The organism is Klebsiella sp. CB_Kp196, assembly GCF_040061575.1.
Lineage (GTDB): Bacteria > Pseudomonadota > Gammaproteobacteria > Enterobacterales > Enterobacteriaceae > Klebsiella > Klebsiella michiganensis.
The window spans coordinates 48,394-70,587 of the sequence record NZ_JBEAFH010000048.1 but is presented as its reverse complement, the minus strand read 5'-3'; the positions used below and the strand labels follow the sequence as shown (position 1 = coordinate 70,587).

General features: G+C 57.6%; 20 protein-coding genes. 8 read left to right on the top strand and 12 right to left on the bottom strand.

Annotated elements, in window-relative coordinates; genetic code table 11:
• Positions 1 to 4: 4 nt before the first annotated feature.
• On the bottom strand, positions 5 to 997 hold the full coding sequence (gene pldB, locus ABLU87_RS16095; protein ID WP_004097574.1) for a lysophospholipase L2: 993 nt from the start codon (positions 995 to 997) through the stop codon (positions 5 to 7).
• A gap of 109 nt (positions 998 to 1,106) precedes the next feature.
• Between pldB and rhtB the strand changes: the two genes are divergently transcribed.
• Both rhtB and ABLU87_RS16085 read left to right on the top strand, forming a co-directional pair.
• Positions 1,107 to 1,727, top strand: a complete 621-nt coding sequence (gene rhtB / locus ABLU87_RS16090) for a homoserine/homoserine lactone efflux protein (protein WP_122116950.1) — start codon at positions 1,107 to 1,109, stop codon at positions 1,725 to 1,727.
• A gap of 162 nt (positions 1,728 to 1,889) precedes the next feature.
• Complete coding sequence (locus ABLU87_RS16085) at positions 1,890 to 2,798, top strand: Rpn family recombination-promoting nuclease/putative transposase (protein WP_064358784.1); 909 nt, start codon at positions 1,890 to 1,892, stop codon at positions 2,796 to 2,798.
• Positions 2,799 to 2,839: 41 nt separating this feature from the next.
• Here ABLU87_RS16085 and rhtC read toward each other — a convergent pair whose 3' ends face one another.
• The 3 genes from rhtC to pldA form a co-directional block, all read right to left on the bottom strand.
• Positions 2,840 to 3,463 (bottom strand): threonine export protein RhtC, encoded by a 624-nt coding sequence (gene rhtC / locus ABLU87_RS16080; protein ID WP_004097571.1) that lies wholly within the window; start codon positions 3,461 to 3,463, stop codon positions 2,840 to 2,842.
• A gap of 61 nt (positions 3,464 to 3,524) precedes the next feature.
• On the bottom strand, positions 3,525 to 5,351 hold the full coding sequence (recQ, locus tag ABLU87_RS16075) for an ATP-dependent DNA helicase RecQ (RefSeq protein WP_004097570.1): 1,827 nt from the start codon (positions 5,349 to 5,351) through the stop codon (positions 3,525 to 3,527).
• A gap of 67 nt (positions 5,352 to 5,418) precedes the next feature.
• The gene (gene pldA, locus ABLU87_RS16070; RefSeq protein WP_023321873.1) at positions 5,419 to 6,291 is read right to left on the bottom strand and encodes a phospholipase A; all 873 of its coding nucleotides are present in this window, start codon (positions 6,289 to 6,291) and stop codon (positions 5,419 to 5,421) included.
• 155 nt (positions 6,292 to 6,446) lie between these two features.
• Between pldA and yigI the strand changes: the two genes are divergently transcribed.
• Positions 6,447 to 6,911 carry an acyl-CoA thioesterase YigI gene (yigI, locus tag ABLU87_RS16065; RefSeq protein WP_004097567.1) on the top strand — a complete coding sequence of 155 codons (465 nt, stop codon included), beginning with the start codon at positions 6,447 to 6,449 and terminating at the stop codon, positions 6,909 to 6,911.
• A 49-nt stretch (positions 6,912 to 6,960) separates the two neighbouring features.
• A complete protein-coding gene (gene rarD / locus ABLU87_RS16060; protein WP_122116951.1) occupies positions 6,961 to 7,854 on the top strand; it encodes an EamA family transporter RarD in 894 nt (297 codons plus the stop codon).
• A gap of 41 nt (positions 7,855 to 7,895) precedes the next feature.
• On the opposite strand, the gene corA is transcribed toward rarD, so the two are convergent.
• The 8 genes from corA to ABLU87_RS16020 form a co-directional block, all read right to left on the bottom strand.
• Positions 7,896 to 8,846 carry a magnesium/cobalt transporter CorA gene (gene corA / locus ABLU87_RS16055; protein WP_004097564.1) on the bottom strand — a complete coding sequence of 317 codons (951 nt, stop codon included), beginning with the start codon at positions 8,844 to 8,846 and terminating at the stop codon, positions 7,896 to 7,898.
• Between the two features lie 354 nt (positions 8,847 to 9,200).
• Entirely contained in the window at positions 9,201 to 11,363 is a 2,163-nt protein-coding gene (gene uvrD, locus ABLU87_RS16050) for a DNA helicase II (RefSeq protein ID WP_064378206.1), read from the bottom strand.
• Between the two features lie 77 nt (positions 11,364 to 11,440).
• A complete protein-coding gene (gene yigB, locus ABLU87_RS16045) occupies positions 11,441 to 12,157 on the bottom strand; it encodes a 5-amino-6-(5-phospho-D-ribitylamino)uracil phosphatase YigB (RefSeq protein WP_014227468.1) in 717 nt (238 codons plus the stop codon).
• On the bottom strand, positions 12,157 to 13,059 hold the full coding sequence (xerC, locus tag ABLU87_RS16040) for a tyrosine recombinase XerC (RefSeq protein WP_046878126.1): 903 nt from the start codon (positions 13,057 to 13,059) through the stop codon (positions 12,157 to 12,159). The genes yigB and xerC overlap by 1 nt, the downstream gene beginning before the upstream one ends.
• Positions 13,056 to 13,763, bottom strand: a complete 708-nt coding sequence (locus tag ABLU87_RS16035) for a DUF484 domain-containing protein (RefSeq protein WP_025108404.1) — start codon at positions 13,761 to 13,763, stop codon at positions 13,056 to 13,058. Before ABLU87_RS16035 ends, xerC begins: the two co-directional genes overlap by 4 nt.
• A complete protein-coding gene (dapF, locus tag ABLU87_RS16030) occupies positions 13,760 to 14,584 on the bottom strand; it encodes a diaminopimelate epimerase (RefSeq protein ID WP_004127458.1) in 825 nt (274 codons plus the stop codon). The genes ABLU87_RS16035 and dapF overlap by 4 nt, the downstream gene beginning before the upstream one ends.
• A 25-nt stretch (positions 14,585 to 14,609) precedes the next feature.
• Positions 14,610 to 14,813, bottom strand: a complete 204-nt coding sequence (locus ABLU87_RS16025; RefSeq protein WP_009651708.1) for a lipoprotein — start codon at positions 14,811 to 14,813, stop codon at positions 14,610 to 14,612.
• 163 nt (positions 14,814 to 14,976) lie between these two features.
• A complete protein-coding gene (locus tag ABLU87_RS16020; protein ID WP_025108405.1) occupies positions 14,977 to 16,437 on the bottom strand; it encodes a PLP-dependent aminotransferase family protein in 1,461 nt (486 codons plus the stop codon).
• Positions 16,438 to 16,569: 132 nt separating this feature from the next.
• Here ABLU87_RS16020 and ABLU87_RS16015 point away from each other — a divergent pair, with 132 nt between their 5' ends.
• The 4 genes from ABLU87_RS16015 (at position 16,570) to cyaY (ending at position 22,132) form a co-directional block, all read left to right on the top strand.
• On the top strand, positions 16,570 to 18,216 hold the full coding sequence (locus ABLU87_RS16015; protein WP_122116952.1) for an amidohydrolase: 1,647 nt from the start codon (positions 16,570 to 16,572) through the stop codon (positions 18,214 to 18,216).
• 204 nt (positions 18,217 to 18,420) lie between these two features.
• The gene (locus ABLU87_RS16010) at positions 18,421 to 20,097 is read left to right on the top strand and encodes an MFS transporter (protein WP_122116953.1); all 1,677 of its coding nucleotides are present in this window, start codon (positions 18,421 to 18,423) and stop codon (positions 20,095 to 20,097) included.
• Between the two features lie 86 nt (positions 20,098 to 20,183).
• Positions 20,184 to 21,767 carry an MFS transporter gene (locus ABLU87_RS16005; protein WP_122116954.1) on the top strand — a complete coding sequence of 528 codons (1,584 nt, stop codon included), beginning with the start codon at positions 20,184 to 20,186 and terminating at the stop codon, positions 21,765 to 21,767.
• Positions 21,768 to 21,811: 44 nt separating this feature from the next.
• The gene (cyaY, locus tag ABLU87_RS16000; RefSeq protein ID WP_004097546.1) at positions 21,812 to 22,132 is read left to right on the top strand and encodes an iron donor protein CyaY; all 321 of its coding nucleotides are present in this window, start codon (positions 21,812 to 21,814) and stop codon (positions 22,130 to 22,132) included.
• Positions 22,133 to 22,194: the final 62 nt, after the last annotated feature.

The following is a 22,194-nucleotide window of genomic DNA, read 5'->3' as shown; positions in this document are numbered from 1 at the left end:
CGGATTAAGTGTGTCGACCAAAAAAATCGACGATAGCGTTTAGCGCGACCGAGCGCATTGCGTCCTTTTCAAAAAGGATCTCATGGTATGCCCCTTCTATGACAAACGGCTTATCCCCTTCACAGGGATGACCGCCAGCGGCGCGAAGTTCACAGTAGCGATCGTGCATACGGTTATCGACCACCCGCTCTTCTTCCGCCTGGAGCAATAATGTTGGCGTGACGTCTTTCTCCGCACCGGCCAGCACCTCTTCGCCGGCGAGGATCCCCTCGCGCACCCAGTGGAACGTCGGCCCGCCGACCCGCAGCTGCGGCTCATCGGCGTAAAAGCGCAGGTTGCGGCGATAGCGTTGACGGCTGTGCGTCAGTACGTTAACCGCAAAGGGCAGCGCCCGCCAGCGGCCGGTACCGAGGGCATACTCTTCACGAATGCGCTGATGGCCCTCAGCCCAATCGAGAATATGGCGCACCATCCAGTCAGGCAGGCGCATAACGATGCCGAACATCGGCGCACAGAGCGCCATCGCGTCGCAATGCTGGTGGTAGCGCTGCAAAAATAGCGTCGCAATGGCGCCGCCCATGGAGTGGGCCAGTATAAACCGTTTCCGCCAGCGTCCGGGCGCCACCTGCTGCTGCCAGAACGCGGCGAGATCGTCGACGTAATCGCTGAAATTAACGACGTGCCCGCGGTGGGTATCTGAAAGCATGCGTCCGGAGCGCCCCTGGCCGCGATGATCGATAATCATCACGTCAAAACCGCTGCGGAAAAGATCGTAAGCCAGTTCGGCGTACTTAACGTAGCTTTCAATGCGACCCGGACAAATAACCACGACCCGGTCATGACTTTTGGCGCAGAAGCGAACAAAGCGCACCGGAACGTTATCCACGCCCGTAAATTCAGCCTCTTCCCGCTGACGCCAGAAATCGGTCAGTGGCCCCATGGTAAAGGCCGCAAACGCGTTTTCTCGTGTTTCCCAGTCCTTTTGCTGCAAAAACATCGGGCTTACACCCCTGATAACCGCTGAAAATCGTTTTTTTATCGTGCATCACACAATGCTTACACAATAGCGTATTGTGGCATAAAAACAGACAATCAGGGAGTTTCTCATGACGTTCGAGTGGTGGTTTGCCTATCTGCTGACATCTCTTATTCTCAGCCTGTCGCCGGGATCCGGGGCGATAAATACCATGACCACCTCAATCAACCACGGTTATCGCGGCGCGGCGGCTTCTATTGCCGGGCTACAGACCGGGCTCGGCATTCATATCGTGCTGGTGGGCGTTGGCCTGGGTACGCTTTTTTCCCGTTCGCTGTTGGCCTTTGAAATCCTGAAATGGGCGGGCGCCGCTTATCTTATCTGGCTCGGCATTCAGCAGTGGCGAGCCGCGGGTTCTCTCGATCTGAATACCCTTGCGCAAGCGCAGAGCCGCGGCAAACTCTTTAAGCGCGCGGTGTTCGTCAACCTGACCAACCCAAAAAGCATCGTGTTCCTCGCCGCGCTCTTCCCGCAGTTTATCGTACCGCACCAGCCCCAGGTGATGCAGTACCTCGTGCTCGGCGTCACCACCATCGTGGTCGATATTATCGTGATGATTGGCTACGCCACGCTGGCGCAGCGCATCGCCGCGTGGTTCAAAGGGCCCAAACAGATGAAGGCGCTAAACAAGGTTTTTGGATCGCTGTTTATGCTGGTCGGCGCCCTGCTGGCCTCCGCGCGCCACGCCTGATGGATGGAAGCACGCTCGCAAATTATCGTTAGCTTTGCGGGTATAGCGACATCCTCAGCCGAGCAGGCGGGCAAAGAACAAAGATAATTTTTTTGCCCGCTGTTGAACTCGCAGCGCCAGTGCCAGAATGCCGCCAGATTCTCTTCTTCATGGACGAAAACGATGGCGGAAGCGGCAACCCCTCACGATGCGGTATTCAGAACTTTTCTCTCCCGTGTGGAAACCGCACGGGATTTTATCGAGATCCATCTGCCCCCCTCACTCATGCAAATTTGCAAACTGGATACCCTACGCCTTGAGTCAGGAAGCTTTATTGAAGATGATCTGCGCCCCTTCTACAGCGATATCCTCTATTCTCTGGAAACGACCAGTGGTTGCGGCTATGTTCACGTTCTGATTGAACATCAAAGTTCGCCAGATAAATTAATGGCGTTTCGTTTAATGCGCTATGCCATCGCTGCTATGCAGCGGCACATAGAAGAAGGGCATAAAACGCTACCTCTGGTGATCCCGATTCTTTTTTATCAGGGACGGCGAAGCCCCTATCCCTGGTCGCTGGACTGGCTGGAGAACTTTGCCGATCCGGATACTGCGCGCCAGATTTACTCCACCGCCTTTCCGCTGGTGGACATCACCGTTATTCCCGATGACGAAATCATGGAGCACCGGAGTATGGCGGCCCTGACGCTGGTACAAAAGCATATATGGCAGCGCGATATGGCCGAGCTCGTCGACAAGCTCACCAGCCTGCTGTTGCTGGAACAGATGAGCAGACAACAAATTACCGTACTGATAAAATATATGGCCCAGGCGGGAGAAGAGCAGGATGTTCGGCCGCTATTATATGAGCTGGCACAGCGGGTGCCGCAACATGGAGGTGTACTGATGACTCTGGCAGAAAAGTGGCTTGAGGAAGGTATGCAGAAGGGCATTAAGGAAGGCATAAAAGAGGGCAAACGCGCTGCGCTTCTTAACGTCGCAAAGGCCATGCTCGAGCGGGGCATTGATGCTACTGCGGTTATGGAAATGACCGGTCTGACGTCCGACGATTTGCAGCAGCTGCGTCATTAATATCCGGCCCGCCCATAACCCTTGGGCGGGCCGCAGAACGCTTAGCGCGAAATAATCAGGTGAATACCAAACCCGGCAAACAGAGTACCGGCAATGCCGTCGATCCACTTCGCCATCCGCTGATAGCCGCGGCGCATGCCCGGTAGGGCGAACAGGCTGGCGACCACCGTAAACCAGGCCAGCGTCTCCAGAACAATCAGCAGGAAAATCCCCCAGCGCGCGCCGGAACTGACGCTGTCGCCGACAAACAGCGAGAACACGGAGCCAAAATAGATAATCGCTTTTGGGTTAGCCAGATTGGTCAGCAGCCCTTTCAGGAAGCTCCGGCCGCTGCGCGCCAGTTCGACCTGAGGCTCTACCGCCGCTGCCGCTTCGCTTTTTTTCAGCGCGCCGCGCAGCATCTGGAAACCCATCCAGCACAGATACAGACCGCCGCCGACCATAATAATGGTATGCAGCCAGGCCATCTTCTCGATAATCAGGTTCAGGCCGAGCAGCGCTACGCCCGCCCATACCATCACTCCGCAGGTGATCCCCAGCACGCCCATCATCGCCTCTTTGCGGGAGCGGCTAACGGCGGTTTGTGAAACAAAGAAGAAGTCCGGGCCAGGACTCATCAGCGCAATGATATGCACCAGCGCCACGGTGAAAAAAAGCGTCAACATAATTAACTCGCAGGAAAATAGTCAGGACGAAAACTATATTTACACTTTTTCGTCTGGCTGACTACTCATCATCGCCATCCACGTGCGCGCGAATCAGGGCCATAAACTCTTTACCAAAACGCTCGAGCTTACGCGTGCCAACGCCGTTGACGCTGAGCATCTCCCCGGCCGTCAGCGGCGTTTGCTCAGCCATTTCAATTAGCGTCGCATCGTTAAACACCACGTAGGGCGGGATATTCTCTTCGTCGGCAATCGCCTTACGCAGTTTGCGCAGCTTGGCGAACAGCTTGCGATCGTAATTACCGCCAAAGGATTTCTGCATCGCTTTCGGCTTCAGCGCCACAATACGCGGCACGGCAAGCTGTAGCGTCACGTCGCCGCGCAGGACCGGACGCGCGGCCTCGGTAAGCTGTAGCGCAGAGTGCTGGGCTATATTCTGCGTAACCAAGCCTAAATGAATAAGTTGACGGATCACGCTGACCCAATGCTCGTGGCTCTGTTCGCGCCCAATGCCGTAGACCGGCAGCTTGTCGTGCCCCATATCGCGAATACGCTGGTTATTGGCGCCGCGCAGCACTTCCACCACGTAGCCCATACCAAAGCGCTGATTGACGCGGTAAATCGTCGACAGCGCCTTACGCGCGTCCATTAAACCGTCGTACTGTTTCGGCGGATCGAGGCAGATATCGCAGTTGCCGCAGGGCTCCTGGCGCCCCTCGCCAAAGTAGTTGAGCAGCACCAGACGGCGGCAGGTTTGCGCTTCGGCAAAGGCCCCCATCGCGTTGAGCTTATGGCGTTCAATGTCCTGCAGCGGCCCGGCGGGTTTCTCCTCAAGGCAGCGTCGGAGCCACGCCATATCCGCCGGATCGTAAAACAGCATCGCCTCGGCAGGCAGCCCATCGCGCCCGGCGCGCCCGGTCTCCTGGTAATAGGATTCAATATTGCGGGGGATATCGAAATGCACCACAAAACGGACGTTCGGTTTGTTGATACCCATACCGAAGGCTACCGTCGCCACCACGATTTGCAGGTCGTCGCGCTGGAATTTCTCCTGCACGTCGGCGCGGATATGGTTTTCCAGCCCGGCGTGATAGGCCGCGGCGCTGATGCCGCGGCTTTGCAGGCGAGCGGCGGTGTCTTCCACTTTTGAGCGGCTATTGCAGTAGATAATGCCCGACTTACCGCGCTGATCCTGCACGTAGCGCATCAGCTGATCCAGCGGCTTAAACTTCTCCATCAGCATATAGCGGATGTTGGGTCGGTCGAAGCTGCTGACCTGAATGAGCGGGTCGTTTAGATCCAGCAGGCGAACAATGTCGCGACGCGTCGTGTCATCGGCGGTAGCGGTCAGCGCCATAAACGGGATTTGCGGTATCCGCTGGCGCAGCTGCCCTAACGCGGCGTATTCCGGACGGAAATCGTGCCCCCACTGGGAAATACAGTGCGCCTCGTCCACCGCCACCATCGACAGATTCCAGTGCGTAAGATGCTCAAGGAAGTTATCCAGCATCAGGCGCTCCGGGGCGATATACAGCAGGCGAATCTGCCCGCTGCGGCAGCCGGCCATCACCTCCTGCTGCTGCTCCCGGCTCTGGGTTGAGTTCAGGCACGCCGCCGCCACGCCGTTAGCCAGCAGCTGATCGACCTGGTCCTTCATCAAGGAAATAAGCGGCGACACCACGACGGTGAGACCGCCCAGTACCAGCGCCGGAACCTGATAACACAGCGACTTGCCGCCGCCGGTTGGCATCACCACCAGGCAATCGCGCCCGGCCAGTGCCGTATCGATAATGGTTTCCTGGCCCGGGCGAAACTGCTGGTAGCCGAAGGTCTCTTGTAAAACCTGCTTAGCCAGCGATTCCTGATTCAATACTTCCGCCTGCGCCACGTTGACCCCATATGCCTGAAAAGAAAACAGGCGCTATTTTCAGCGCCTGAGAGCCAGAGTGCAACGATTAAAACAGATCGTTGAGCATCAGCCCGACGCCGACGCGGGTTTGATTAAAGTTATAATCGATAAGCGACTCGCCATAACCGCTATAGACCTGAGTATAGACGCGCACGTGTTTGGTGATCGGATAGCTCACCCCAAGCTCGGCGCCGCCGTAGCCGGTATTCCAGTTATATTGCCCCTGAGCGCTGAGAATAGCGTCGCCCAGCTGGTAGCCCACTTTCAGCCGGTAATAACCCATATATTTGGTGATATCCGGGTTATCGTCGGTGCTGCCAATCACGTACCAGGGCTTCACCTCGACCAGCCAGTTGCCATTTTGCGCCATCAGTCGGGTATAGAGGCGATTCCAGCTGCGGGAAGTGGGATCGGAACGGCCGTTAGAGTCGTGGTTATAACCCATTTCAACGTCGCGCAGCGTCCAGCCGGCAAATGAGTAATCGGTCGCAAACCCGAGGAACAGCTGTGGCTCGTAGTTGGTTTCGCGAAACGGCGCGGACTCTTTGCTGTTGGAGAGCTGCCACCAGGATTTTTGCGTATAAGAAGCGCCCAGCAGCGAATTCTCGCCCAAAATCCCGCGCCATAATGGAAACGCCAGGCTAAGCTGGAACTTCACTTCGTCTTTACGCGCGTTTTCAGCCCAGTCGTAGCTGCGAATCGCTTCTTTATTGAGATCGCTGGTCCATGTATAGAGCAGATAGTTGCTCTCGTAGGGATAGAGCAGGAAGGGATTATCATGGTCCTGTAACAGGTTGGCGATAATACTCCCGCGAACGGCCGGAGTGTCGTGGACCTGTTTATTCACCGGCGCGTCCTGCGCCAGAACGCCGGCCGGAAGCGCAACAAGCGCCAGCAGGCAGGCCAAAGAGATACGCATTGCTGTTCTCCTGGATGGATATTTATTATTTCTGTTTAACCCAGGCAGCATTCTACCTATTTATACGTCTTCTGACCTGTTATCCGTTCTTAAAGTAGAAATCAATATTTTAGAAGCATAAAATCAACATTTCATTAACCTATGGAAATGTTGTTATGTCTGAACTGACCGCCGCCGCCGCCCTGAAGCTGGTGGGAGAAATCTTCGTCTACCACATGCCCTTTAATCGCGCCTTAGGGCTGGAGCTGGAGCGCTATGAAAAAGAGTTCGCCCAGCTGAGTTTCAACAACCAACCAATGATGGTCGGCAACTGGGCGCAGAGTATTTTACATGGCGGAGTGATTGCCTCAGCGCTGGACGTCGCGGCGGGGCTGGTATGCGTCGGCAGCACCCTGACTCGCCACGACACCATCAATGAAGAAGAGCTGCGCCAGCGCCTGTCGCGGATGGGCACTATCGATCTGCGCGTCGACTACCTGCGTCCGGGCCGCGGGGAACGCTTTACCGCCACCAGCAGCCTGCTGCGAGCCGGTAATAAAGTGGCGGTGGCCCGCGTCGAGCTGCATAACGAAGAGCAGGTGTATATCGCCAGCGCCACGGCGACGTATATGGTGGGTTGATCGGCCTAAATCGAGTAACATCTCTCTCTTTGGCAATGGATTTGTACCGATGGACGCTAAACAAACGCAGGTGGGGATTCTTCTGGCCCTGGCCGCCTATTTTATCTGGGGTATCGCGCCGGCGTACTTCAAGCTTATCTACTATGTTCCCGCCGATGAAATTCTGACTCACCGCGTGATCTGGTCCTTCTTCTTCATGGTCGCGCTGATCAGCATCAGCCGTCAGTGGCCGCAGGTCAAAAGGCTGCTGAAAACGCCGAAAAAGGTGTTCCTGCTGGCGCTCTCTGCGGTGCTGGTGGGCGGCAACTGGCTGCTGTTTATCTGGGCGGTGAATAACCATCATATGCTGGAAGCCAGCCTGGGCTATTTTATCAATCCGCTGGTGAATATTCTGCTGGGGATGATCTTCCTCGGGGAGCGCTTTCGCCGGATGCAGTGGCTGGCGGTGCTGCTGGCCGCCTGCGGCGTGCTGGTACAGCTCTGGACCTTCGGCTCGCTGCCGATTATCGCGCTGGGCCTGGCGTTCAGCTTCGCTTTTTACGGCCTGCTGCGTAAAAAGATCGCCGTGGATGCGCAAACCGGGATGCTGTTTGAGACGCTCTGGCTGCTGCCGGTTGCTGCGATTTATCTGTTTGGTATTGCCGATAGCCCGACCAGCCACATGGGGCAGAATCCGTGGTCGCTGAACCTGCTGCTGATGGCGGCGGGCGTGGTCACCACCATCCCGCTGCTGTGCTTTACCGGAGCGGCGACGCGTCTGCGCCTCTCCACGCTGGGATTTTTCCAGTATATCGGCCCGACGCTGATGTTCCTGCTGGCGGTAACCTTCTACGGCGAAGTGCCGGGCGCGGATAAAATGGTAACCTTCGCCTTTATCTGGGTGGCGCTGGCGATTTTCGTGATGGATGCGGTTTACACAATACGCCGTACGCGTAGGGCATAAAGCCAAGCTGGTACGCAAAAAAGGAGCCGAAGCTCCTTTTTTTACAGCCAGTTTTTACGCTTAAAGTACAGATACGGCGCCAGGCCGGCGAGCATCATAAAGACAATCGCGCCGGGATAGCCAAAGCTCCAGTGCAGCTCGGGCATAAACTCAAAGTTCATCCCATAGCTGGAAGCCACCAGCGTCGGCGGCAGGAACACCACGGAGACCACCGAGAAGATCTTGATGATGCGGTTCTGCTCAATGTTGATAAAACCCATCGCCGCCTGCATCAGGAAGTTAACCTTCTGGAACAGCGACTCGTTGTGCGGCAGCAGGGATTCGATGTCGCGCAGGATCTCCCGCGCCTGCTCCAGCTGACCGGCCGGAAGGCGGGCTTTGCGCACGAGGAAGTTCAGCGCGCGCTGGGTATCCATCAGACACAGGCGGACTTTCCATCCGATATCTTCCTGCTCCGCCAGCGTCGAGAGCGCCTCATCGTAATCATCGCCCTGACGACCTTCCATGATCACCCGGCTGAGCTTTTCCAGGTCGCTATAGATGTTTTCAATTTCATCCGCCAGCTGCTCGATTTTGGTTTCGAACAGGTCCAGCAGCAGCTCGTAAGCGTTGCCGTCCACCATCGACTGGCTGCGGGCGCGCATGCGATACAGGCGGAAAGCGGGCAGCTCCCGTTCGCGCAGGGTGAACAGACGCCCTTCGCGGATAGTAAACGCGACGGTAGAGTTACCGGCGTGATCCTCAGCATCTTCAAAAAAGAAAAATGAGTGGATATGCAGGCCGTCTTCATCCTCAAAGAAACGCGCTGACGCTTCGATGTCTTCCAGCTCCGGGCGCGTCGCCAGGTTCTGGCCCAATTCCGTTTGCACGCGGCTTCGTTCATCGTCGTCAGGCTCGACCAGATCGACCCACACCGAACTGGCGAGGTGCTTGATCTCGTCGGCTTCCAGACGCGTTAAACGATTGTTTTCCAGTTGAAATGCGCTCAGCATGACCGGGACTCCCAATGCAAAAAATTATCGGACAGTTCGGTGGGCACACAGAAACAATTTGGGTTTCAGACCATTAAGCCTGACTCAGAGCGACGGGAATAGAACGGGTCGCCGACAACCGCTAAGGCTATCAGCATAAGAGGATAGCCTTAGGAGTTGTTCCTGATGGGCAGGAAATTGAGCCAGCATCTACTGGGTGTGTCCAAGGCGAATGTCCTCTTAGCGTAATCGTGCGCGCATGTTACGCCAGCGCAAAAACGGCGTCAACACGCAACGGAACGCTAAAGAGCAAATCAAGCTCCTTAACGTATAAAGGTAGCAGAATATTACAAAATAATGATACTTTTCTTACTGTTACACTGTTTCAAGCCGGGCATACGCCGCGACCAGCCATTTAATCCCCTGCCCCTGAAACGCAACCTGCAGGCGGCTGTGTTCGCCGCTGCCTTCGAGGTTCACGATCGTGCCTTCGCCAAACTTGGCATGGCGCACGCGCTGGCCCAGCTTATAGCCGGTGTCGTTTTCCGCCATCGGCGTCCCCATCCGCTGATGGCTGACCGGACGGCTCACCGTGGCGCGCAGCCGCACCTCTTCCACGCACGACTCCGGCAGCTCGCCGATAAAACGCGACGGACGGTGATAAACCTCTTTGCCATACAGGCGACGGGTTTCCGCATAGGTCAGCGTGAGCTTCTGCATCGCACGGGTGACGCCGACGTAGGCCAGACGGCGTTCTTCTTCCAGGCGGCCGCCCTCATCAAGCGCCATCTGGCTCGGGAACATCCCCTCTTCCACGCCGACGATAAAGACCTGCGGGAACTCCAGCCCTTTCGCCGAGTGCAGGGTCATCAGCTGTACCGCATCCTGCCAGGTATCCGCCTGCCCTTCTCCCGCTTCCAGCGCCGCATGCGAGAGGAACGCCTGCAGCGGCATCAAATCTTCATCTTCTTCGTTGTAGCTGAACTGGCGCGTTGCCGTCACCAGCTCCTCTAAGTTTTCAATGCGCGTCTGGCCTTTCTCGCCTTTCTCCTGCTCGTACATCATGCGCAGGCCGGAGTCTTTAATCACCCGATCGGTCTGCACGTGCAGCGGCATATCGGCGGTTTCCTGCGCCAGGGCGTCAATGAGCTCCATAAAACGCTGCAGGGCGCTGGCGGCGCGTCCGGCAAGCACTTTATTTTTTAACAGCTCGCGACAGGCCTGCCACAGCGTCAGCTGACGGTCGCGCGAGGTCTGGCGCACCACGTCCAGCGTGCGATCGCCGATACCGCGCGTCGGGGTATTCACCACGCGCTCAAAGGCCGCGTCGTCATTACGATTGGCGATCAGGCGCAGATAGGAGAGCGCATCTTTGATCTCCTGGCGTTCGAAGAAGCGCATGCCGCCATAAATACGATACGGCATGCTGGCCTGCAGCAGCGCCTCTTCCAGCACGCGCGACTGGGCGTTGCTGCGATACAGAATCGCGCACTGCTCCAGCGCCCCGCCGTTTTCCTGCCAGGTTTTGATGCGGTTGACGACAAAGCGCGCCTCATCAAGATCGTTAAACGCGCAGTAGAGCGAAATCGGCTCGCCGTCGGCGCCGTCGGTCCACAGCTTTTTCCCCAGGCGCCCGCTGTTGTTTTCAATCAGGGCGTTGGCCGCGCTGAGGATATTGCTGGTCGAGCGATAGTTTTGCTCGAGACGGATAGTTTCCGCGCCGGGGAAATCGTTGAGGAAGCGCTGGATGTTCTCCACCTGCGCGCCGCGCCAGCCGTAAATGGACTGATCGTCATCGCCGACGATCATCACCTTGCCGGTATCGCCCGCCAGCAGGCGGATCCACGCGTACTGAATGTTGTTAGTATCCTGAAATTCGTCCACCAGGATATTGGTAAAGCGCTCGCGGTAGTGCTGAAGAATGTGCGGCTTGTTGAGCCACAGCTCGTGGGCGCGCAGCAGCAGTTCGGCGAAATCCACCAGCCCCGCCCGATCGCAGGCCTCCTGGTAGGCCTGATAAACCTTCTGCCAGGTCTGCTCAACCGGGTTACCGTAGCTCTGTATATGGTGCGGGCGCAGCCCTTCATCTTTCTGGCCGTTGATGTACCACATCGCCTGACGCGGCGGCCACTGCTTCTCATCGAGATTCATCGCCTTAATCAGACGCTTGAGCAGGCGCAGCTGGTCTTCGCTGTCGAGGATCTGGAAGTCCTGCGGCAGGTTGGCGTCAAGGTGATGAGCGCGCAGCAGCCGGTGCGCCAGTCCGTGGAAAGTGCCGACCCACATACCGCCCTGGGTGGTACCCATCAGTTGGCCAATACGATGGCGCATTTCCGCCGCCGCTTTATTGGTAAAGGTCACCGCCATAATGGAGTAAGGGGAACAGTGCTCAACGCTCAGCAGCCAGGCGATGCGGTGTACCAGCACGCGCGTCTTACCGCTGCCCGCGCCTGCCAGAACCAGCATATTCGTACGTGATGCCGCAACGGCTTCACGCTGTTTGTCATTAAGGCTGTCGAGCAGATAAGAAACGTCCATTGGCACCGCCGGAAATGAGACGCCCGGCAACGTTCAGTCCACCGGGCTACTGTTAATTTATACAGAACTACTGACGATTATATCAGCGAGGTCAGAGATGCCAACCGTGAAATTTCGATGTGCGGTAACAGGCGGCTGTCGGCGGTGCGCATCAGGTCTGCGCCCTGCGGTTTGATCCAACAGGCCTGCATGCCGCAACGAATGGAGCCCGCCACGTCGGTCGTCAGATCGTCCCCGACGTGCAGAATCTGCCCCAGCGGCAGCGCCAGCCGCTCGGCTGCTAGATGATACATATCGGCAAAAGGCTTAGAGCGCCCGTCCGGACCGGCGCGCAGCACGAAGCGGAAGTAGTCGCTCAGGCCAAAAAGCTCCGGCTGGGCATTACCGTTGGTAATGGCCACCAGCGGCCACTTTTCCGCCAGCTGCGCCAGCGTATCGTGCGTTTCCTGCGGGACATCGATCAGGCTGCGCCAGTGGGCGAAGTTCGCCATCGCTTCCTCGGCCCCCGTTTTCGCCAGCGCCGCAGAAAGCCCGGCGTTGATCATCCCCAGCTCCAGCGCGCGGCGGCGCCACTCGGTGACATCGTGGTAAATTTCCGGCTCTGACGCCAGCAGCGTCTGGCGCAGCCGGTTGAGTTCGCTGGCGTCAAATTGACTCAGCGACGGGTGGTAGCTGCGCACAAAGCTCAGCGACTCATGCAGCGTTCGGTCAATCACCGGACGGTTGTCATAAAGGGTATCGTCCAGGTCAAATGTCAGTGCTGAAATCTGGCCCAGAGGTCGGTAAAAACGCATTATTTCCCCCGTTTGGCGCGCGGATGCGCCGCATCGTACACCGACGCAAGGTGTTGAAAATCAAGATGGGTATAAATTTGAGTGGTGGACAGATTCGCATGACCCAGCAGCTCCTGCACCCCGCGCAGATCGCCGCTCGACTCCAGCATATGGGTCGCGAAAGAGTGGCGCAGCTTATGCGGATGCACGTGGCTGTTGAGGCCCTGCTTAATGCCCCATTCGGCAAAGCGCTTTTGCACGTTACGCGCGGAAATTCGCTTACCCAGCTTTGATAAGAACAGGGCGTCTTCATCAGCGCCGAACAGGCCGCGCAGGTCGAGCCAGTGCTCAATCCACACCACCGCGTTGCGGCCAATCGGCAGGCGGCGCTCTTTGCTGCCTTTGCCCATCACCCACACCTCGCCGGATTCCAGATCGAGGTGCTTAATGTCGAGATTCACCAGCTCCGAGAGACGCAGTCCCGCGCCGTACATCACTTCCAGCATCGCCCTGTCGCGTACCGCCAGCGGATCGTTAAGATCGATATCCAGCAGTCGGTTAACGTCGTCGACGTCGATATTTTTTGGTAAATGGCGCGGTGTTTTCGGCGCCGAAATCCCCTTCGCCGGATTCGCGGCCAGTTCGCCCTGGCTCACCAGCCAGTCAAAGAAGCTGCGTAAGGCGGAGAGACGTAAAGCCAGGCTGGCTGGCCCCAGCCCCTGGCGACGGCTGCGCACCGCCAGGCTACGGACCTGGGCAGCATCGCACTGCTGCCAGCTTTTCAGCCCGTCGCTATCCGCCAGCGCGATAAGCGTCTCAAGCTGGCGGCGGTAGTTCAGCAGCGTTATCGGGCTCAGCTGACGCTCCACGCCGAGATAGCGTAAAAAGCGTTCTACGGGCGTAAACAGCGGAGAGTCGGTCATGCGCGCTCGATCCAGCGCTCCAGCAACCCCGGGAGCATCGACGCAATTTCCTGCAAAAGCTGCGTTCCCTGACCTTGCTGATAGTGCTGAGGGTCGCGACTGCTGAACAGCATCACGCCGGGCGCTTCATCTCCCCCCAGCAGCGACATCGCCACCGAACCCACGGCTTTTGCTTCCGGCAGCACCACCAGCAGTTCCGGGCCGTTTAATGGGCCAAGATAATGGCGCTGTTGCCCAAGACGCTGAATGCGAATCGGCTCAAACGCCTGACGGCTTATCGCCAGATGAGTGAATTTGGAGGGCGCGCCGAGCCGCCAGCTGTCGGGAAACAGGCGCACCGTCGCGCCCGCCAGCCCCAGCTCGCGCGCCCAGCGATGAAAGCGGTTCAGCATTTCATCAAGGCTATCGGCCGCCGCCAGCCGCGTCTGGAGATCAAACAGGCGCTGAAACAGGCTTTCGTTAGCCGTCGCCTGGGCCATCAGCAGCGTCATATTCTCTTCCAGCACGTTGATATGGTTCCGCGCCCGCGCCATGTGCCATTCCACCAGCGAGACCGAACCACGTACCGGATGCGGCACCGACATATGCTCCACCAGCGCCGCATTACGAATAAAGAATTCAGGATGTTGCAACAGATAGTCCACCACTGCGCGATCGTTCAGCTCGCTGGCGAGTTCCTGCTGTTCTTCCCCGACTTGTTTCATAAATGAATAAATCCGTCATAGACATGTGCCGCCGGGCCAGTCATATACAGCGGTTGGCCCGGACCTTTCCAGGCGATATCAAGACGCCCGCCGGGTAATTCCACGCGGACCTCCTCGCCCAGTAACCCCTGCTGGATACCGACTGCCGCCGCCGCGCAGGCGCCGCTGCCGCAGGCCTGCGTTTCACCCGCGCCGCGTTCATACACGCGCAGGCGAATATGGGAGCGGCTGACCACCTGCATAAAGCCGATGTTCGCCCGCTCCGGGAAGCGCTCGTGGTTTTCCATCACCGGGCCGAGCGTTTCCACCGTCGCGGTTTCCACATCATCGACCTGGATAACGCAGTGCGGGTTGCCCATGGACACCACGCCGCACAATACTGTCTGTTCAGCGGCGCGCATGATATAGGTCTTTTCCGCTTTGTTGGCGCGGAACGGCACCTGCGACGGTTCGAAGTTTGGCTCACCCATATTCACGCGCACCAGATCGTCTTCCGTTACGCTTAATACCATACGGCCGTTCGAGGTACTGACGCGGATGTCACGTTTATTGGTCAGGCCTTTCAGGCGCACAAAGCGGGCGAAACAGCGCGCGCCGTTGCCGCATTGCGCCACCTCGCTACCGTCGGCATTGAAGATGCGATAGTGGAAGTCGAGCTCCGGATCGTAGGGCGGCTCAACCACCAGCAGCTGATCGAAGCCCACACCAAGATGCCGATCCGCCAGACGACGAATCAGTTCCGGTGAGAAAAAAACATTCTGAGTTACCGCGTCAACAACCATAAAGTCATTGCCAAGGCCATGCATTTTAGAGAACTGCATCATCTACTCCAGCAGCGCGGAACTGTCAGTAATTCACCTGGGTCGGACCACCGCTATCACCGCGATCGTTACGATCCGGCGTAGAGCTCTGGATACCGCTATCAACCGGTTTAGTCGGCGGAGGCGCCGTTTTATCCGCTGGCGGGAAATAGAGCGGCCCTTTCAGACCACAGCCGGTGAGGCTGAGGACCGCAAATAAAACGGCAAGCGCTGGGAAAACGTTTTTCATGGATAGTAGCCCGTAATTCATTCTTTCTGTTTTCTATCATCGCAGGAGAAGACGTAAAAGCAAGCGTTTAGGGCAGCTTTATGACATCTGAAAAGCGGATTTCCACCAGGGTTACAGCGCAAACGCGTTGGTAGATATACGCTGAGTATTCATTTTAGCAGGGTCACTGCCAGCATTTTTTTAGCACCTGTATCGACTGCACAATATCCGCTTCCATCACGCCGGCAAATCCCAGCACCACGCCGTAATGATGGCGGCTTTCAGGCGTACCGGGGATCCACAATGCGCTCAGCGGCGTAATTTCCACGCCTGCCGCCTGGGCCTGGCTAACGAGACGGGTTTCTGTTTCAGCATCATCCAGCGTAATCGCCGCATGTAGCCCCGAGGCCACTTCCGGCATCACGCCAATATGGCTCAGATGCTGATTCCACTCGGCCAGCAGCAGATCGCGACGGCTTTTACTGATTCTGCGCATTCGCCGGATATGGGGCTGGAAATGCCCCTCCGAAATAAAGCTCGCCATCACCTGCTGGTCGTTCATTGGCGGCTGGCGGGTGGATAGCGTACGCAGCAGGTTCAGCGGTTCCACCAGCTGTTGCGGAACCACCATGTAGCCCAGGCGTAGCGCGGGATACATCACTTTGGAAAACGAACCGATATAAATCACCCGATGGCGGTTATCCAGCGCGGCGAGCGGCATCAGCGGCGTGCCGTTATAGCGATACTCGCCGTCGTAATCATCCTCCATAATCCACGCCTGATGCTTTCTGGCCCACTCCAGCAGCGTCATCCGCCGCGATAGCGAGAGCGTCGCGCCCGTCGGGTACTGGCATGACGGGCTCACGTAGACCATCCGGGCGTCGGGATAATCCGTCAACTGCGCCGTCTGAAGCCCCTCATCATCAACGTTAATCGCTTTAATATTCAAACCAAGGCAGGAGAATACGCCCGCCGCCGCCCAGTGGCAGGGGTTTTCCATAATGACGTCCTGCCCGACGCGCAGCAGCAGCGCGGAACAGAGCATTATCGCCTGCTGTGCGCCAAGGGTAATAATCACCTGAGCCGGATCGCACTTCAGGCCGCGCGAGGTATGCAGATAGCTGGCGATAAGCTCGCGCAGCTGTAAATCGCCCGCCGGAACGCCGTAACCCATTTGCGCAATGGGTCGCCGCCGCCAGAAGCGGTTTTGCAGGCGCGACCAGGTATCAAACGGGAAATGGTCAATCGCGGGCATGCCGATGCGAAAAGCCTTCGGCGGGCCATCGTGCACAAAATGGCGATTAAACCGCGCCGTCAGCGGCAGGCGCGAGTCGACGCGTAAGGCAGGAATTTCAGGGACGTCGGGGCCTTCGTCAACCTCCTGCCCGCGATAACGTATATAGGTGCCGTCGCCCTGTCGGGTTTCAATTAAATCATCGGCATATAAACGCTCGTAGACCGAGACCACCGTATTGCGAGAAACCCCCAGCAGCCGCGCCAGCTCACGCGTCGCGGGTAGTTTAGCCCCGTGAAGACCGGGCGTATTCACCATCTTCTCTCTCAGGGCGCGATAAAGCTGCTCGCTACGCTTTCTGCCAGCATCCAGCTTTATTCCCGTTAAATCAAAAGGCAGAGCAACCGACAAATTGGCACCTTAATATCGTGGGTTTTTGGTCCTGTTATACATCCAATATGACAATTAGCATAGGCGCATTAATACTCATGATGAAAGCGACACCTTTCATTGCTCTCTGAACCCTGAATGATTGAGCCTACTATGTCAGCATCAGAAATCACGATTTTTGCCGCTAAAAAAATCATTACGATGTGCCCGAACCGCCCGGAGACCACCCATGTCGCGGTGCGCGGCGACCGTATTTTAGGCACCGGCACGCTTGAAGAACTCACCGGCTTTGGCGAATACCAGCTGGACGAGACCTTTGCCGATAAAGTGTTAATGCCCGGCCTGATTGAAGCCCACTCGCACGTCACCGGCGGCGGTATGTGGCAATTCCCCTATGTGGGTTACTACGATCGCCCGGACCATACCGGTAAAGTCTGGAAAGGCTGCCGCTCTTTTGACGACGTCGTCAGCGCGCTGCAGGCGGTGGAACGTGAGATGACCGATCCGCACGCGCCGCTGATCGCATGGGGCGTTGATCCCATTTATTTCGGCAGCGAAAAGCTGGGTCGCGAACATCTGGACCGCGTCTCAACCACCCGTCCGGTCGCGGTTATCCATATGAGCATCCACCTGATGGGCGCCAATACCGCCGCGCTGCACGACTGCGGAATATTTGACGACTGCCAGATTGAAGGCGTGGTGAAAAATCAGGACGGTACGCTGCACGGCGAGCTGGTGGAGTTCGCCGCCATGGGGCCAATCCTGAATAAATATGGTTTCTGGGACGAACTCACCACCGAAATCGCCATCGCCAATTTCGGCCAGGAAGCGTTTCGCGCAGGCTGCACCAGCGCAGCCGATATGGGTCTGACCGATTTCAGCAATCCCGAGCTGATGACCAACTACATCCGCATGACCCGTGAAGAGGACTTCCCGATTCGTCTGCTGGTGGCCTACGGTCCTCCTTTCGTCAAAAAACCCTTCCAGGAAGCGCTGGATTTCGCCCCGGACGTCATGCGTCACGGGCACGAAAAAATGCACTTCGGCCCGATGAAAATCTTCCTCGACGGCTCTATCCAGGGTGGGTCAGGACGGATGCTGGAGCCCTTCTATTATCTGGATGGCCACAACGGCGCGTGGAACGCTACGCCGGAAGAGGTGGAGCAGCAGGTCTACGACATCATGTCCCGCGGCTACCAGGTTCACTGCCACTGTAACGGCGACGAGGCCTCGGAAGCGTTCATTAAAGCCGTCGAGAAAACCCTGAATCGTATTCCGGCAGTGAACCACCGCGCGGTGATGCAGCACGCGCAGATGCTGCGTGAAGATCAGTTCAAACGCATCAAAGAGATGGGTATGGGCGTGAACTTTTTCAGCAACCACATCTATTACTGGGGCGATCAGCACTACAGCCAAACCATGGGCCCGGAGCGCGCAATGCGTATGGACGCCTGCGGCAGCGCGGTGCGCCACGGTATTCCTTTCGCCTTCCACAGCGATTGCGGCATCACCCCCATCAACCCACTGTTCACCGGCTGGTGCGCGGTGAACCGCCTGACGGCATCCGGGCGCGTACTGGGCGAAGCGGAAAAAATCTCCGTCGATCAAGCGCTGCACGCGATGACCCTCGGCGCGGCATGGACCATGAAAATGGACCATCTGATCGGCAGCATCGAATGCGGTAAATATGCCGACTTCACCGTGCTGGAAGAGGATCCGCAGGCCATCGAGCCGGTTCAGCTTAAAGATGTGAAGGTCTGGGGCACCGTGCTGGGCGGTAAGAAACAGCAAATCCAGTAATCCTGTTGCGAACATTATCCACCCGGCGGCGACGTCGGGCGGATAGCTATTGCACAAAATCATTCACATTGCATCAAGGCGGCACCTGAGAGAATCCTCGGTCACTTATTACAGTAAGCGACCGGGGTGAACGCAGGCAGCCAGCACAGAGGCAGCTTGAAGGATGATGTGTAGATTGCCTGAAATTAACCACAGAACACGATCATGACGACAAATTCAGTAATTAACTCTCCCGGCATGTCGCGCAACGCGGCCGCCGATACGGCGATGAAATGGTTGCCGCTGCTGGTGCTGTGCCTCGCTCAGCTTTCGACATCCGGCGATAATGCCACGCTGAGCATCGCTACCGGCGCGCTGGTCAAAGACCTGCACGCGTCAATGGATCTCATCAGCATCGCCAACGCGATGTATTCGCTGGCCGCGGGCTCTCTGATGGTCGCCGCCGGGATGGCCGGACTTATCGTCGGCTGGAAGAAAACCTTCCGCATCGGCTGCGCGCTGCTGTTTCTTGCCGAGCTGACCGCTTATTTCTCACCGAACATGCTGGTCTTCACCTACGGCGCCCGTCTGCTTTCCGGTATTGGCGGAAGCTTTATGATCCCTTCGGTGCTGGGGCTTATCGCCAGTAACTATAAAGGCCGCCAGCAGGCGATCGCCTTTGGCGCTATCGGCGCAGCTAGCGGCGTCTCCTTCGCCGCCGGCCCGCTGATTTGCGGCCTGCTGGTTGACCACCTCGGCTGGCGCGCCGCGTTTGCCGCTATCGCCGGCCTGTGCATCGTGATCTTCAGCGGCTCTTTCCTCGTCCCTACGCCGGCAAAACCTGAACGCAAAGTGGTGTTCGATCTGCCGGGCGTCGTCCTGACGGTTATCGGCCTGTTCAGCGTGATCCTCGGCTTCCTGAAAGTCTCGAGCTGGGGTCTGTTTACGCCGTTTAACGCGCCGTTCACCGTCATGGGTCTTAGCCCGGCGCCGTTCCTCGTCCTGTTTGGCCTGATCGTGCTGGCGATTATGCTGAAGTGGGAGCGCCATCGCGAAGCCACCACCGGCAGCGCGCTGATCCCGCTGTCGTTCCTCGCAACGCCGCAGGTGCGTAACGGTCTCTATCTGACGGCGTTTATCTTCCTCGCCTACGGTTCCGGTATTTTTGTGACCGTGAGCTTTGTACAGGTGGTTGCCGGGCTGAACGGTATTGAAACCGGCTTGCTCATTCTGCCGTTTGCGCTGGGCGTCGTGGTCTTTTCGCTGGGGCTGCCGATCGTCTGGAAAAACGCGAATCCGAAACGGATGTGCCAGAGCGCGCTGCTCATCGGCACGCTGGGCTCCGTGTTGTGCATCTTCGGCTTTGGCCCGTCCGATTTCAGCATGATCGTGCCGATAGGGATGTGTCTGATTGGCGTCAGTATGGGCATCGTTTCCGCCTATTCCAGCTATATTGTTACCAGCGCTCTGCCGGCGCGCGATGCGCAGCAGTCCGGCGGCGTGCAGGCGACTTCGCGTAACGTCGGCCAGGCAATCGGCGTAGCGGTTTGCGGTATGGTGATGCTGACGGCGGTCACCATGACGGTACAGGATATGGCCAGCCACGACGCTTCGCTAAGCCAGGATACACAGCAGAAGGTGGCAAATCTTTCCGTTATTCCTTATCTCAGCGATACGGGTTTCTCAACGCTGATGCTGGACCAGGGCGTGAATCAGAAGGATGTAACGGAACTCAACCAGGTCTATAAAACCGCCCGCCTGAAAGCCACGCGAGCGGGTATGGTCGCCACCGCGGTCATGACGCTGCTGTTTTTATTCGGGACGCGCAATCTTCCCGTCCGCGCCAGGGGTTCTGATGACGCAGCAGGAGAAGAGCCGCGTGCGAAGAAGTCGAAAATCTGAGTTAAGATCGAAAGATAACTAACAATAACGCGCCCCTCCCGCGAGGAAGGGCGCGTTTTGTCGTTTCTATCAAAAAGGAACACGCTGTGACCACCACCCCTACACCGACAAACTGGTTACCTTTGGTTGTCTTATGCTGCGCACAGTTTCTGGCTTCCGCCGATAACGTGACGTTAAGTATCGCCACGCAGGCGCTAATGAACGATCTGCACGCCACGCTTGGGCAGGTCAGTACAGCGAATACCATGTATCCGTTGATTGCGGGCACGTTTATGGTGGCAGGCGGAATGCTGGGGTGTATCTGGGGTTGGCGAATGCTGTTTCGCATCGGCTGCCTGATTTTTATCCTCGCCGAAGCCTGCGCCTTTTTTTCGCCATCGATCGCGCTCTTCACCTGGGGCGCGCGTCTGACCGCCGGGATAGGCGGTAGCCTGATGATCCCCGCCGTTTTTGGCCTGATCTCTGCCCTGTATCAGCAGCGACGACGGGTTGCCGCCTTTGGCGCTCTGGGCGCCTCCAGCGGCATTTCATTCGCCTGTGGTCCAATTGTATGCGGATATTTGCTGGACCACGTCGGCTGGCGCATCGCGTTTGCCTCGCTTGGCCTGCTGGCGCTGCTTATCCTGCTCTGCTCCGTCATCATCCCGGCATCAGAAAACAAACGCGCCGCTATCGCCTTCGATACCCCGGGCTTTCTGTTAGGCACCCTGGGGCTGTTCCTGACGATTTTCGGTATTCTGCGCATCCCGGTCTGGGGGCTGGTTATGCCCTTCGACCCGGCAGTGAGCGTTCTCGGCCTGAGCCCCGCCCCTTTCGTTATTCTCTGCGGCCTGATGGTGCTGATGATGATGCTGCGCTGGGAACGTCATTTTGAAGCCACTACCGGCCACGCTCTGCTCCCCGCGGTTTTCCTGAAAACCCGCCTGGTGCGCCACGGGCTCTATCTCACCGGTTGGATATTTTTTGCCTACAGTTCGGCTATTTTTACCGTGGTGAGTTTTGCGCAGATTGTTAAAAGCGTATCGGCGATGGAAACAGGGCTGCTGATACTCCCTTTTGCGATATGTCTCGCCGCCTGTTCGCTGGGCCTGCCGCTGTTTATTCAGCAGCGAAACCCTCGCCGCCAGTGCCAGATGGGGCTGACGGCGGGAATCGCCGGCGCTCTGGTCGCCGCCGCGGCGCTGCACGTAACGGGGTTTACCCCTGTACTGATGGCGTCAGGGCTTTGTTTAATCGGCGCGGGGATGGGCACCATCGCGGCCAATGCCCCGATACTGGTCACCACTGGCGCAGGGAATCGGCACGCCGAACAGTCCGGCGGCGTTCAGGCCGCCTCGCGCGATATCGGGCAGGCATTAGGAATGGCGTTAATCAGTACCGTCATGCTCACGGTGTTGACCTTCCTGATGAAATATCAGGTACAGCACGACCCGGCAATGGGCCTGGCCGCCCGACAGGCCATCAGTCATCTCACGTTTATCCCCTGGACGAGTGATCGGACTTTCCATCAGCTTATCCAGACACAAAACCTGGCGCCCGGCGATCTCTCTGGCCTTCTTCAGCATTATCAACAGAGCCGGATGCTGAGCGCGCGTTACGGGCTGCTGGCGATGGCGATCGTGACGTCTCTACTGCTGATCCGCCTTCGCCATCTGCCGAAGTCATCGTAGATTGCGCTATACTGCCGCCACGATCAAAAAAGCGGGAAAGAACCATGAACGACAGTGAATTCCATCGCCTGGCCGATACCCTGTGGATGACCATCGAAGAGCGTCTCGACGACTGGGATGGCGACAGCGATATCGACTGCGAAATCAACGGCGGCGTGCTGACTATCAGCTTTGAAAACGGCAGCAAAATTATTATCAACCGCCAGGAGCCGCTGCACCAGGTATGGCTGGCGACAAAACAAGGCGGCTACCATTTCGACTTGAAAGGCGACGAGTGGGTATGCGACCGCAGCGGCGAAACCTTCTGGGATCTGCTGGAACAGGCGGCGACCGCGCAGGCCGGTGAAGCGGTGAGTTTTCGCTAAACGCGCGTGATTCGAGTTCCCCGGATTGCGGCTAACGCCGTATCCGGGCGACAAAACCCATA

Bases quoted from the DNA above. Each gene is read 5' to 3' on its own strand.
- xerC (WP_046878126.1), bottom strand. From the start codon at position 13,059: ATGACCGACTCTCCGCTGTTTACGCCCGTAGAACGCTTTTTACGCTAT.
- ABLU87_RS16035 (WP_025108404.1), bottom strand. From the start codon at position 13,763: ATGAAACAAGTCGGGGAAGAACAGCAGGAACTCGCCAGCGAGCTGAAC.
- rhtB (WP_122116950.1), top strand. From the start codon at position 1,107: ATGACGTTCGAGTGGTGGTTTGCCTATCTGCTGACATCTCTTATTCTC.
- corA (WP_004097564.1), bottom strand. From the start codon at position 8,846: ATGCTGAGCGCATTTCAACTGGAAAACAATCGTTTAACGCGTCTGGAA.
- yigB (WP_014227468.1), bottom strand. From the start codon at position 12,157: ATGCGTTTTTACCGACCTCTGGGCCAGATTTCAGCACTGACATTTGAC.
- ABLU87_RS16085 (WP_064358784.1), top strand. From the start codon at position 1,890: ATGGCGGAAGCGGCAACCCCTCACGATGCGGTATTCAGAACTTTTCTC.
- rhtC (WP_004097571.1), bottom strand. From the start codon at position 3,463: ATGTTGACGCTTTTTTTCACCGTGGCGCTGGTGCATATCATTGCGCTG.
- cyaY (WP_004097546.1), top strand. From the start codon at position 21,812: ATGAACGACAGTGAATTCCATCGCCTGGCCGATACCCTGTGGATGACC.
- ABLU87_RS16015 (WP_122116952.1), top strand. From the start codon at position 16,570: ATGTCAGCATCAGAAATCACGATTTTTGCCGCTAAAAAAATCATTACG.
- ABLU87_RS16025 (WP_009651708.1), bottom strand. From the start codon at position 14,813: ATGAAAAACGTTTTCCCAGCGCTTGCCGTTTTATTTGCGGTCCTCAGC.
- rarD (WP_122116951.1), top strand. From the start codon at position 6,961: ATGGACGCTAAACAAACGCAGGTGGGGATTCTTCTGGCCCTGGCCGCC.
- uvrD (WP_064378206.1), bottom strand. From the start codon at position 11,363: ATGGACGTTTCTTATCTGCTCGACAGCCTTAATGACAAACAGCGTGAA.
- yigI (WP_004097567.1), top strand. From the start codon at position 6,447: ATGTCTGAACTGACCGCCGCCGCCGCCCTGAAGCTGGTGGGAGAAATC.
- pldB (WP_004097574.1), bottom strand. From the start codon at position 997: ATGTTTTTGCAGCAAAAGGACTGGGAAACACGAGAAAACGCGTTTGCG.
- pldA (WP_023321873.1), bottom strand. From the start codon at position 6,291: ATGCGTATCTCTTTGGCCTGCCTGCTGGCGCTTGTTGCGCTTCCGGCC.
- ABLU87_RS16010 (WP_122116953.1), top strand. From the start codon at position 18,421: ATGACGACAAATTCAGTAATTAACTCTCCCGGCATGTCGCGCAACGCG.
- dapF (WP_004127458.1), bottom strand. From the start codon at position 14,584: ATGCAGTTCTCTAAAATGCATGGCCTTGGCAATGACTTTATGGTTGTT.